Source organism: Desulfonatronum thiosulfatophilum (genome assembly GCF_900104215.1).
GTDB lineage: Bacteria > Desulfobacterota > Desulfovibrionia > Desulfovibrionales > Desulfonatronaceae > Desulfonatronum > Desulfonatronum thiosulfatophilum.
Genome location: NZ_FMXO01000016.1, coordinates 37792 through 50704 on the forward strand (window position 1 = coordinate 37792; position 12913 = coordinate 50704).

Sequence of the window (12913 nt, forward strand, 5' to 3'; positions counted from 1 at the left end):
AACGCCTGATCCGGCTACTTGAGATCGGAAGGTGCTGAACAGCTTATATCACTTGCCGATGCACGTCGCCCTGCCTGTCCACGAAAGCAATAGGGATCGCGATATATGTGGGGATCGAGCCCAAGACTGGAGGCCACGGCTTGGCACCCTCCGCAGGAGGGCAGCAGCTCACATCCTCGGCAGCCTGCGCTTCCGGCCCTGTAACGTTGTCCGGCTTGAGAATCGTAGCACCGTGAAAGCCCCTGCTCGAAAACATTTCCCAGAAAAGAAGGAAACTTGCGACAAGCGTGGACCTCCCCGTCGGAGAGCAAAGTGACGAAATTGAAGGCGGCTCCGCACCCGAAGCCCGTACACCCGCCAAATGACTTCAGTCCTTCTTCCTCGCGGATGATGTTGATCAGGTTGTCTTTGAGGCCCAAAACAGCATTGTCTGAGCACTCCTGGAGGAATGTCCGCAAAAAATGTTCATATTCTTCTGGCGTGGGCATGAGCAGTGCAGCTCCCTCTCCCACCGCCGACAATCTGTTGAATGTGAACAAATCCGTCACCCCTGACAACAGTTTGCCCAGTTGCAGCACCTGATCCATGTTGTCCCTGGTCAGAGTGAGCATGACCTGGGAGGGAATGCCCAGGTCCTTGAGCAGGGGCATAAATTTCATCACCCGGTCGAAATACCCTGCTTGACGAATGTGATCGTTATGTTCTCGTAATCCTTCCAGGCTGACCTGATAGTGGGTGGGACGCTGGACAGCCAGGAGATTCTCCAGACGTTGCCTGGTCGTGGGGTTGCCCAAAATGCTGACCGGAAAGCCTCGGTTGGCGGTTTCCAGGTATAATGCATCAAAATCCGGATACATCAACGGATTACCGCCGGTGAAGGTCACCTTGGCCCGGACGTTGCGGTCCCGGCAGAATCCTTCCAGCTCATCCAAGACGAATATGGCCTGGTCCAGAGTCATGACGTCGCGGGCGGAGCGATCGTAGCAGTGGCGACAGTGCAGGTCGCAGGCCTGGGTGATGTGCCATTGCAGGGTAAAGACCCGGGCGGTCATGAAACGCTGAAGATGTTTTTCCTTTGCCTCAAAAATGGCAGGATTCCGGCGCAGGCGGGACTTCGGAGCTAAAACGAGCCCTTTGCTGATGGCCTTGTCCACGGCTTGGTGCAGGCTGGACAGAGGAACTCGGTATTCCAGCGCGGCCTTCCCAACATGCAGACCGTCACTGACGATTTTCAACCCTGTCAGTGTGGCGTCGTCAGCCGACTGAACTCTGGTTTTCCCTCTCTTCGGATCAAACCAGACCAGTATCACGTCGCATCCCGGGACGATTGCGGGGTCCTGACCGTGTTTCGATGCAAGCACGCCCGGCAGGCCGATCCATTGCGACTCGAGAATCCTCAGGGAAGGGTTGAGTTGCCTCTTCTCTACATCAAGCGAAGCCAGATCCCGCATCCGGGCGCACCGGTGCAGGGCAAATTCGAGTTCAGCCAGTGCTCCCAGATAATCCGGAAGGTTCAAAGTCCCTGCCAGGGAGACGACAATCTCAGAAAAGCGATCCCAGGCTGCTTCCCCCTCCAGGTGAGAGTCCACGTTTGATGTCAGGAGGGGCCACGTCGCGGAGTCAACCAGCCGGCGACAGGCGGGAAATATATCTTGCAGGGTTGTTTCTCGGTCAGTCATGGGAATGGGTCCTGCTTTTGTCCGTCCGCGCCGGAGCTTGCAGTTCGGATGTCCGGCGCGAACGAACGGATCAATAATCGGGAACAACCTGTTCCCGGCGCAGCCTTATCAGCTGCCTCTGCCTTCTCAGGCTCCGCTGCCCGCGGGTTCGTCCGCCGGTTCGTCCGCCGGTTCGTCATCCGGCAGTTCATCGTCCGGAAGTTCTCCATTCGGCTCATCTCCCGGAGTATCCCCGCCGCTGCCACTGGTTTCCGCCTTTGTTCCATTGGTGGAACAGCCGGAACCGCTTCCAAATGCCGGTCCGGGAGCGGCCATCGCGCCTCCGGTCAGCAAGGCGGCCAGACACAGTCCGGCCAGGTAGGTTTTCACGTCCTGTTTTTCCACGACAACCTCCTTGGTTTCAAGATGCTTCAGCATTGCCGGTGCAGGCGCAGAGAAACCAAACGGTGCACCAACAACTTAGCCACGTGATCATCTTTGGCGTCCTCCTTTGTTCATGGGACAAATGGGTCGGCAGCGAGCTTCACAGCTTCCACTGGCAAGCAATCCGAAAGTAATCAAATAATGGTTTTTAACTATTCAGCATATTCTTAAAGTACAGAAGATTGGTCCGGCTTGCCTTGATTTTGCGGTCTCGCATGTTTGACTGAGCCAGGATTCGTTCATCAAAACCATTGCCAAGCTCTTGAAGCTCCAAATGCTGTTTCTTCACGCAATGGTTTGATGTTACGAAGCCGGCGAAGGAGTCCGAGAGGCCGCAAAATCAAGGCAAGCCGAACCTCAGCTGAGTAGTTGCCATGGTTTTACAGCTACGCTTCACCGTCCACTGTGCCAGCGGACGGTGCGAGCTTTTTTTGATGAGATGGGACATGCATTTCCCTGGCAGGCAAGAGGGAAGATGATGCTTGCCGCGGATTGGATGGAGGTCCGGCCAGTTCAGTATCTGGCCGATCGCGGACCCGCGAAAAACCAGATGACCAGTCCGAGAAACGGCAGGAGAAGGATCAGCACGACCCAGAAGACCTTTGCTCCGGTGCTCGCTCTGCTTTGGACGGTCTGCACAATGGCCCAAATACCGGCTATCAACAGAATTAATCCAAAAATTCCACCTATCTCGATTCCCATAACATTCCTCCTTGCTATCCATCAGCAGGTTGGCAACACGTTCTTAAATTCCCAATTCGAAAATCTTCCAGCACCCCCGTAACATGCTTCAAGTGCTGGAAACTGCTCAAAGATTGAAGCAATCATGGCCTGGATGCACTCCTTCACGCGCATGACGTTTTTAAAACGTAATCATTGAAGTCATGCCCGGCAAAGCCGGAATCCTGTTGCAAAGCAACTCGCAGGCTGGAGCGGCTTGTATGAGCAGTTACAAGGCCGCCCAATTCGAGGTACTGAAGGACATGCGACCGGGATAGCCGCTTAAACAGCGGGAGACTTGATCAGAAGGCTTTTTTAGATCCTGATTTTCCGGACCCGGGCGACGAAAAACTCATACGCATAAAAGTCCGAATATTGGCGATGCATTTCAGGCTCCTTCGCAAGCTGGTCAAGTACGGTCAGAGGGTGGCCGGATCCGACGTATTTTTTGCGCAGTTCCTCGATGCGTTGCTCCATCGGCGTGTAGAAGCCGGCCCACCAGGCTTCATCCGGCAGATTGAAGCGGCCGAGCAGCTCGTATCCATGCATTTCCAATGCCGTAACGATATCGCCCGCGGCGCCCATTGCCGGATAATCCAGATCAAAGCTGGCCTTGATCTCTGGCGGCGGGTTCTCCTTGCGCCAGACCGCGTCGGTGAAGGCGAGGCGGCCGCCGGGGCGGAGCAGTCCATGGCACACTTTGAGAGCGTTCTCGATTCCGATGTTGTAGAGCGCGCCTTCGGACCAGATCAGGTCGAAGCTTTCCGGCGGAAGGTCCGGCTGGGCCATGTCATTGATCAGGGCACGAATACGTGATCCCAGCCCATGCTCTTCGATCCTCGCCCGCAACCGTTCAATGAACGGCGCATGGTTGTCCAGGGCGACGATATCGCCGGAGGTGAGTTCCGCGAGATGCAGCGTTTGCCCGCCGACACCGCATCCCAGATCCAGGATCACCGGAGATGGAGGAAGATCTCCACAAAGACTGAGCGCTCTTGCGGCGCAAGCGTGGTTGCCCGGTCCCTGCCGGGGCAGGGCTTCATAGACTTCGAAAAAAATCTCCCAGAACCGGGCACTGAACATGTCCATCGTCGTTCCTCGGTTGCTATGTTCTCTCAATGGTTGCTGCGTGCCGCAGGAAGGGTGAAGTGGAACGTCGTGCCCCCATTCTCGGCCTTGCTTTCCACCCATATGTCACAGCCATGTTTTGTTATGAATTCCTTACACAGGATAAGCCCCAGACCGGTGGGTCTTTCTCCCTCGGTACCGAGTCTCATAATATTCTGATTCAGCATAAACAGCTTGGATACCATATTCTCGTCCATGCCCATTCCATCGTCTTTAACCGCGACCTTGACCACGGCTCCCTGCCGTTCGGCTGAGATCCAAACATTCCCCCCCCTACGAGTAAACTTCAAGGCATTCGACAAGAGATTGCGAACGACCGTGCTGATCATCGGCGGATCAACATGCACAAGAATATCATCAGCAATCTCATTATGAAGCATTATTTCCTTTTGATCGGCTATGGAATGGAGAAACCCAACATTTTGTCTGACGATGTCACCTAACCGGCACGGCATGGGCTCATAGGCCACCAGTCCTCGTTGCATCTGTGCCCAATTCAGGAGATTCTCCAGAAGGTCTGCTAAACGCAGAGCGCTCTTATGCAATATGGCCGTCGCGGTCTGAATATCTTCCATCGTCCAGTTGATGCCGTCATCGAGGAGCTGTTTAGTCAACGCTGTAAATGCGGATATGGGAGACTTCAAATCGTGGGCGATGATGGAAAAAAACGTATCTTTTTCCGCAATCGCTCGCTGCAACTGTTCATTGATCTTGGCGAGTTCCTGTTCAGCCAGCTTGCGATCCGAGATGTCGCGCACAGCGGCAACCCTTAGGATTTCTCCCCGGGTTTCGAAATTTCGCGCTTCAAGCTCGGCGTGAAAAAACTCTCCACTCTTTTTAACTGCCCGGATACTGTACGGCTGGGCATACTCCTTGACGATGTTGGAGTGGACAATGTCTTGGTCTTCCTCATGAATGAGAAGCTCCAGGATATTCACCCCCAGAAGTTCTTCTCGATTATAGCCGAACAACTTGGTCATTGCGGGATTCAAGTCTCTCGCGACTCCGTTCTTGTGAATGACGATCCCTTCCAGGGTCACATCGGAGAGGAGTCGATTGCGTTCTTCACTTTCCCGAAGAGCCTCCTCAGCCCGGACCTGCGCACTGATGTCGGTAAGAATGAGAAGCAGGTGCTGGCGAGCATTTTGTTCCGGCTGAACATGGATTTCCTTTTCCATTCTCCCAACGCAGCGCACGGCTGGACTGCCGCCTTTGCCATAGAGCCTGAAATCAAGGTGCTTCCCTTGGGGATTTTTAAAAAAGGCCTTGAACCGACCATAAAAAGCGGATCGATCCGCGGAATCAATAAAATCAACCAAGGCTTTGCCGGACAAGTAAGAGGGCTCACGTCCGACCATCGCAGCAAAAGTCTCATTGGTCTGGGCGATGATCCCGGTCTCATCGATGGTCAGATACCCGACCGGTGCATCATTGAAGAGTCTGGCGTAGCGATCACGAGCCAGCTCAAGCTGCTTCTGGGTTTCGCGTAATTCTTCGTTTTGGATTTCCAATTCGATCTGATGGACCTGGTAATCATGGATCAGGGCCTTGATCTCCGGCAGAGAAAGATTTTCAACCGTCCTGGATGTCTTTTCCAAACGCGCTTCAGCCTGCATGCGCAAACTGCGCGAGCTTTCATCAAAATTATCCAACATGTCCTTCTCCCTCGATGAGTTTCGTTTGTTCCCCCTCGAGTCTTTTTCGCTCCGTAATCTCAAAGGCGCTTTGCAGTCGCACCATTCGACCGTCCACCCATTCAATGGCCCTGTCAAAGCAGCTGTACCACTTGCCCGTTTTCATATTGTGATATTCCCAGACATGAATGCCGGTTGGATGTCCGTCGGCATCAAGGAGCTTTTCGTTGTTGCAAAAATCACATGGGCCCGACTGATCCTCTTGCAGGACGTTCCAGCAATTCATGCCCACGACATCCCCGAAATCTCCGCGCCCGTATTTGTTGATGAACAGAATTTCATGGGTTTGCATATCCGCGACATAAATCAGGGCATTGATGCTGTCCAAAACCGTCATCAACCGTTGATGCGCGGCCTGAGCCCGTTCTTCAGCCAGCTTGCGATCCGTGATGTCCGCAAAGATGCAGGCAAACTGATTTGGAGCAGGTCTGAAGGCCGAGACCAGGAAATGCTTGTCCAATTCCCTGGTGAAATTTTCAAATGTAATCGGCTCCCCCGTGATGGCGACATGTGCATAGGACTCGATCCAATGCTTTTCCGTATCCGGAAGTACATCAAGGACAGACTTGCCGACAATCTGGTCGCTCTTGAATCCGGTCATCTTCTCAAAGGCGGGATTGACCGCAAGAAATCGATAATCAATGGGATTACCAAGTGAATCACAGATGATCTCGTGCACCGCGAAGCCATTGAGCATCTTCTTGAACAACGTTTGATAATCCTGCTCTGCTTTACGCTTCTCCGTGATGTCTTCAAATGTTGCATAGACTTGAAAAGGCGTTGTTTCGCCAGGCTGAAAAAGCGGAATCGCGGTAATGGCCAGCCAGATGTGCGTGTTCTTGCCCGGGTGAAACACGCCGCGGATCACGGGCCCCAGCTTCTGCCCCGTGCGCAGGGCGATCATGGCCGGATGATCCGTCCCTGGGACCTCGGCACCGTCCTCGTGAATCATTTTCCAGCGCGGATCCATGGATGTCTTGCCCAGCATCTGTTCCAGAGACAGGCCCAGAATCTGCTCGGCCGCGGGATTGGTTGAGATAATGGCGCCATCAGCGGAATGATAGACCACTCCCTGGGACATGGTCTCAAAGAGCTGTCGATGCTTTGTTTCGCTGGCCCGCAGCGCGTCTTCCGCCTCCTTGATTTTGGTGATGTCCACAAACGAGACCAGGGTTCCGGAAAAAACCTTCGGCCCCACGGCATAGGGAATGACCCGCATCAGGTGCCACTGGCCATTCCCGGCTCGGACCTCCAGCTCCTCCAGGTTGCCGTGCCGATGCACCTCCTCGATGATCCGGATCGGATCGACATTCTCCAGGTTATGGGAAATGTGTGTTAAAGGACGTCCAACATCCCCATCCAAGAGCTTAAAAATCTCTGTTATTTTCGGAGAAAAGCGCCGAATCTCCATATTCTCGTCCAGCAGAAGCTGTCCGATCTGGCTGGCACTCAACAAATTGTCGACATCGTTATGCAGTTCGCTCAGTTCCATGATCTTGGACTGGTACTCGGAATTCACCGAGTACAGCTCTTCGTTGGTGGACTGCAGCTCTTCATTGGTGGATTGCAATTCCTCATTACTGGCCAGCAGCTCTTCGTTGGTTGCCTGAAGTTCCTCATTGGCCGTCTCCAACTCCTCCACCGTGGCCTGCAGGTTTTCCCGATTGAATTGCAGTTCCTGCTCCAGATCGTTGATGCGCTGCTCGGCCTCGTGAGAAAGATCATAGGTCTGTACGCTCTGCGTCGAATCAGAGGTCGCCGGCTTTCTGACCTCATTCAGAAAAACGGCCACCAGCGGCTCCTGTCCTTTCTTTTGCGGCAACGGCTTGATCCGCAAATCCACCATCTTGAAGCCATCCTGATGGCGCAGCCTGATGTTTGAAAAACGCAGCGACTCCTGTTTGCGAAAAACCTTTTGGATGCCCGTGGACAAGGGAATGGCCAGATCCTTGGCCGCCATCTTGGAAATATCCGTGGAGAGCTTGCCCGAAGGCAGTTTGAAGTAGCCTTCGGTATTGCCGATAATATGCAATACTTCCATCTGCTCATTTACAATCACGGCCAGGTGTATGAAATCTTCGCTCAACGCGTCGATGAAACGTTCCAGAACACGATCCTCGCCGCTCCGCGGATCCCGGCGAGCTCCGGTAAAAGGTCTTCCGGATTCTCGATAATTAAGGTTCGGAACCTGCGGCAGTTCACTGGAATCCTTGCCGTGCTTGATTCGTCCCTTGGTACGATAAACTTTGCATTTGTGGTCCAGATTTTCAAAATAATCGCCCATATCGCCGATCGTCTCGCTGGTGCCCAAAACCAATATCCCACGCAGGTTCAGAGAAAAATTGAAAAACTCAAAAACTTTGCGCTGCAAGACCGGTTGCAGATAAATAAGCAAGTTGCGGCAGGAGATCAGATCTATGTTTGTAAATGGTGGATCCTTGATCAGATTGTGTTGGGCAAAGACGACCATTTCCCGAATGTTCCGTGAAATCTGATAGCTGTCCTTTTTTTTGTAGAAATACTTGGCCATCAGCTCTTCTGGAATATCCGCGGCAATGCTTTCCGGGTAGACGCCGTTTGCCGCGAATTGGACCGCGTTGCGATCTATGTCCGTGGCAAATATCTTCAGATCGCGGTTGATTCCGGATTCCAGCATGTATTCCTTGGCCAGAATGGCCATGGAATACGCCTCCTCTCCCGTGGAACACCCGGCAATCCAGAACCTGCTTTCGCGATTGGCGGCCCTGTCGAGGACGTCAGGCAAACACTCTCGCCGAACATAGTCGAAAACTTCCCGGTCCCGAAAAAAACGGGTCACTCCGATTAAAAATTCCCGAAAAAGCGTGGCGGCCTCAGCAGGATAGTTTTGCATATAAGCCACATATTCCCGGATCTCATCGATCCGGTTGATGGACATGCGCCGTTCAATCCGCCGGGTTACCGTGCTGGGCTTGTAATACGTGAAATCTACCTTGAACTTCTCACGCAAGATGGCAAAGATCCGCGTCAGGGCATCCTCATCGCTGATCACGGTTTCGGAACGTTCCGCTTTGATCACAAATGGATGTTTGGCATAAGACAGTAATCGTTTGGGCATCTCGTCCGGCGGCAAAACAAAGTCCACCAGCCCGGTGGAAACAGCCGCTCTGGGCATGCTGTCAAACTTGGCCGAATCTTCACTTTGCACCATGACCATGCCGCCGAATTCTTTGATCACCCGGACTCCACGCATCCCGTCACTGCCTGATCCGGATAAAATTACGGCAACTGCCTTTTCCCCCTGATCCTCGGCCAGAGAGCGTAGAAAAATGTCGATAGGCAGGTTGATGATTCCTCGAACATGCTCCTGATCATTCAAGAGCAACTTTCCGTGAAAAATGGTCAAATTTTTCTTGGGCGGGATCAAATAAATGTTATTGGGCAGGACCAACATCCCGTCCTCGGCGCGATTCACCTTCATCTCGGTTTTTTTGGAAAGGATTTCCACCATCAGACTCTTATAATCAGGCGAAAGGTGCTGGATGACCACAAAGGCCAGCCCGCTGTCCGAGGCCATGCCTGAAAAAAAAGACTCAATGGCTTCCAATCCGCCGGCAGATGCACCCACGGCAACGTACAGTGATGGCCTGGAGTGAGTTGAAGATGTAGCATCATTGAATGGCACATCTTGTTTAAACATACTGGAGGAGGTTGATTTAGGCATAACGGACCTTTCGCTGGAGGAAATTGATGTGTGACTTTTTAATAGGCAGGAACGTAGCTCTTCAACATTCTGATTCGTAGTATTTGAATTTGCTGATTTTGCGGCTTCGCATACTTGTTGAGCCAGGACACGATGATTCCGCGCCTATATTGTGCTGAGAGGTTCAAGCATGTCGGAGACTGAACTCAGGATGTTGCAAAGCCGGAGAATGATTTGCAATGGACATTATCAATGGCAAACCGGAACAAAACGGGAAAGCAGCGAGGAAAGCAATCCGGATCTAATACGAAGAGATTAAGGATACCTTGAACGATCCGCCGGGCACTGCTATCAATGGTAATGCTCCAAAATTACTTCAAAGGTCAAGTTGTTGGCATATGCAAACCATACCTTTTGTTAGCAGGCTCTGCGAATGGCTTGCTCTTGTCCTGGATTCAACCGGCAAAAAAAACACCTCGGCTTCGATATTCTGAAACCAACTCCATTTATTCCTGCCTTGCCCGGCAACCCTGAGGACTGAGTCTGCGGGGTATGTTCAGTATTTCCTGATTTTGCACTGCGCAGAATGCCTTGAATCCTTGGAATAGTTTTACTCGTGTGAATCAAGTCTGCATATTGAGAGAATCGGTAGTCAATAACATGGCAAATGCGGCATGATTTGGGCAGATCGCAGACCTAGCCATTCCCCTCGTGTGTCCTCATGAGCGCGCCGAAAGCAAAAAATCACAACTAATAAAAACTTCTAAAAATTTTATAAATATTTATAATACTATGAATTTTTAAGAATAGTGAGAGAAGTAGTTGAAGTTCTCCAAAGTTTACTATAATATAATGACATGAATACGAACGATGATTTTGTTCTCGTAAAATCAAATGCTCTTAAAACCAACGCTCTTGTTGACGCCATGTCTGATCTGGGGCTTCAAGAATTGCGTTTTCTGGCTTTCGCGGCGTCACGATTGCCCCACGACCTCAAGGCCGAAAAAGGCAAGCCGTACGACATGGAGATTGATGTCCCGGCTCTTGTCGAAAACTTCGGAATAAACCCTCAAGATGCGTACCGGGAAATCAAGATCCTGGCAGACCGCCTTACTCGCAAAATCATCGAGTTTGATGACGAATCGGGCGCGGAAATCGCTGTCGGCCTGCTTTCAAACCGCAAATATGACCACGGGAAGGGTCGTCTCTGGTTCCGTTTTGATGAGAATCTGCTGCCGCATTTGATGGGCCTTACCGAACGATTCACGAAGCACCGCATCAAGGACGTCTATCAGTTTCAAAAGCCCTCCACTTGGCGCGTCTATGAACTGCTGAGACAATACAAGGAGATCGGGAAGCAGGAATTCGAGATCGAGGAACTGCACTGGAAACTCGGTTTGGCCGACAAATATCCTCGCTTGGTGGATTTGCGAAAATGGATCCTCGATCCCGCGATTTTGGAGATCAACGCCGCTTCGGACATCCTGGTCGACTACTCGCAGAAGAAACGAGGCCGCCGGATCGTTGCTCTGATCTTCCACATCCTGGAGAACAAAGGTTCGGGCGCAACAACGCGAAAATCTCATGGAACATCCCGAAAGCCTTCAGTGTCCGCACAATCACCCCAGGACTCCGCGCTAGTTCGGATGTTACGCGAAGAATACCGAGTATCTCCAAAACAATCGCGACAACTGGCGGAACTCGGATCTCACGACAACGGATTCATTCTCGATCTGCTCCCGAAATTGCGTTTGCGATGGGAGCAGGCAACGGAAAAGAAAACCACTCTCGGCACGTATATTTCGAAAGCACTACGCGAGGAGTTATTGCACAAGAATTCATTGATTGGGAATTGATGCCTCAGCATTCGGCAAATCTTGGGAACATTCAGATGCGTTCCCGCTGGCTAATAAAATTGCTGAAGATTGAAAGCGACACAGCTGGATATTTCGCTGTTATTATGAGGCGTGAACGCATCTAACTGAACGTACAACAACGTGATTTTTCGGGTAACAATCAGGTGATCATCTCCACGGTTGAAAGGTAAAAGACTTTTACAAAAGGGAGAGAGCAATGACGGATCAGGAATACGTCCGGGCCGCAAAGACGAAAATGGAGCACAACCATTTTTGGAATGAAGATCTGGGAGATTCCGAGCAACAACCGGAATCGCAAGCCATCGAGGCAATTCGAGAGCATGCCCGGTCATTTGAAAAAATCAGAAAAAAATTTATTAAAGAATTAGCAAATAAAGATAAAATACGAAATCAATATCTGCGGTACCTGTTACATTCCGCAAAAGAAACCGAGAAGTCATACCCGTCGCAAATGACCCGGTAACCGATTACCCACCTTATTTCGAACTCAATTCAAGGGCATGTTGTTATGACAAAATAAATGCCAACGCAGCATCATCAGCGATCGTATCATCTATTTCCTATTAACCACAGCGAATTATGTGCCGGGGCAACTTGTGCTTTTTTTCGCAAGAGACCGCGTCAACCTGCATGATCCGGGAAGGTATCGACAGTCCATCTTTGCGCTACAGCAGTTCCCGATTGCTTCCCTCATTCTGCAGACGCCTCTTCGAAGCGTCCGCCATCGTTCCCATGCAACGCCCACATCCTGGCTGCTCAAGTTTAACATCAACGTAACTATTCAGCATAAAGTACCCAGGATTGGTCCGGCTTGCCTTGATTTGCGGTCTCGCATGTTTGACTGAGCCAGGATTCGTTCATCAAACATTGCCAAGCACTTGAAGCTCCAAATGCTGTTTATTCACGCAATGGTTTGATGCTACGAAACCGGCGAAGGAGTCTGCGAGGCCGCTAAATCAAGGAAAGCCGGACCTCAGCTGAGTAGTTGCACATCAACCGGCTTTTTCCGCTCCAAACACTCCCGGACTCCTGGCATGGATTTGGGCCAGGATACGAAAAGTCCCCGCTCCGTCAGCATACCAGGACGCTGCCGGCAATCCTCCCACCACTCCCGATCCTTGTGCATTTTCAAGAGTTTCGCGGCCTGGTGAGCTCCCCAATGGTTTTTGTTCGTAATCGTGACATGGGTTTGGCTGTCGTGCATCACGATAATCCCTGATCCGAGACAAAGCGCCGCCAGGGCATCAATCAACGCGGGGGCGCCATGATCCCCATCGATCAGAATCAGGTCAGGCGTCGGCAGATCCAGGTGCTGAATCGGCTCGGTATAGAGGCTCCAGCGCGTTTTCGGCATCTCGTTCAATATAGCGATCAACTGCCAACGCGGCTTGATTTCCACGACATGCAGATGAAAGCCGGCTCCATCCTTCTGGGACTGGATAAACGCCGCGGTGCTGGCGCCCCGGAAGCTGCCGATCTCCACAACGTTGAGCAACCCCGGCATCATAGCCAGACCATAGAGAATCTGGATATGCGGAAAATCCATGTTCCAATGGATCTTTTCATCCGGTTCCATTACGAATTGATACGGGCCGAAATCAAAACCCATGAACAATACAACTCCTCTCAACCGAACAACGGCATCAGTTTTCTACACCCTCTTCCGCTCGCAAACGGATGTCCTCCCGAATTTGACAAAACGGGCGGTTC

The 12913-nt window shown here is 51.7% G+C and carries 9 protein-coding genes; 2 read left to right on the plus strand and 7 right to left on the minus strand.

All coding sequences use genetic code 11. The features are described from left to right. Nucleotides 1-14: 14 nt before the first annotated feature. The 6 genes from sbtM to BLP93_RS13425 all read right to left on the minus strand — a co-directional run bounded on the left by sbtM (nucleotide 15) and on the right by BLP93_RS13425 (nucleotide 9251). The gene (sbtM, locus tag BLP93_RS13400) at nucleotides 15-1679 is read right to left on the minus strand and encodes a thio(seleno)oxazole modification radical SAM maturase SbtM (RefSeq protein WP_092122747.1); all 1665 of its coding nucleotides are present in this window, start codon (nucleotides 1677-1679) and stop codon (nucleotides 15-17) included. A 126-nt stretch (nucleotides 1680-1805) separates the two neighbouring features. Continuing rightward, nucleotides 1806-2063, minus strand: a complete 258-nt coding sequence (gene sbtA, locus BLP93_RS13405) for an SbtA family thio(seleno)oxazole RiPP natural product precursor (protein WP_153304289.1) — start codon at nucleotides 2061-2063, stop codon at nucleotides 1806-1808. A gap of 552 nt (nucleotides 2064-2615) precedes the next feature. Then, nucleotides 2616-2804: a PLDc N-terminal domain-containing protein gene (locus BLP93_RS13410; protein ID WP_092122753.1), complete on the minus strand. Its 189-nt coding sequence runs from the start codon at nucleotides 2802-2804 to the stop codon at nucleotides 2616-2618. Nucleotides 2805-3137: 333 nt separating this feature from the next. Continuing rightward, nucleotides 3138-3911 (minus strand): SAM-dependent methyltransferase, encoded by a 774-nt coding sequence (locus BLP93_RS13415; RefSeq protein ID WP_092122757.1) that lies wholly within the window; start codon nucleotides 3909-3911, stop codon nucleotides 3138-3140. A 26-nt stretch (nucleotides 3912-3937) separates the two neighbouring features. Beyond that, a complete protein-coding gene (locus BLP93_RS13420; RefSeq protein WP_092122760.1) occupies nucleotides 3938-5605 on the minus strand; it encodes a sensor histidine kinase in 1668 nt (555 codons plus the stop codon). Then, nucleotides 5595-9251, minus strand: coding sequence for a chemotaxis protein CheB (locus BLP93_RS13425; protein WP_244148759.1), 3657 nt, complete (start codon nucleotides 9249-9251; stop codon nucleotides 5595-5597). Before BLP93_RS13425 ends, BLP93_RS13420 begins: the two co-directional genes overlap by 11 nt. 932 nt (nucleotides 9252-10183) lie before the next feature. Between BLP93_RS13425 and BLP93_RS13430 the strand changes: the two genes are divergently transcribed. Both BLP93_RS13430 and BLP93_RS13435 read left to right on the plus strand, forming a co-directional pair. Continuing rightward, complete coding sequence (locus BLP93_RS13430) at nucleotides 10184-11182, plus strand: replication initiation protein (protein WP_092122766.1); 999 nt, start codon at nucleotides 10184-10186, stop codon at nucleotides 11180-11182. 217 nt (nucleotides 11183-11399) lie between these two features. Further along, nucleotides 11400-11666 (plus strand): hypothetical protein, encoded by a 267-nt coding sequence (locus BLP93_RS13435; RefSeq protein WP_092122768.1) that lies wholly within the window; start codon nucleotides 11400-11402, stop codon nucleotides 11664-11666. Between the two features lie 510 nt (nucleotides 11667-12176). Here the strand turns inward: BLP93_RS13435 and BLP93_RS13440 are convergent. After that, nucleotides 12177-12812 carry a class I SAM-dependent methyltransferase gene (locus BLP93_RS13440; RefSeq protein WP_092122771.1) on the minus strand — a complete coding sequence of 212 codons (636 nt, stop codon included), beginning with the start codon at nucleotides 12810-12812 and terminating at the stop codon, nucleotides 12177-12179. Between the last annotated feature and the right edge of the window lie 101 nt (nucleotides 12813-12913).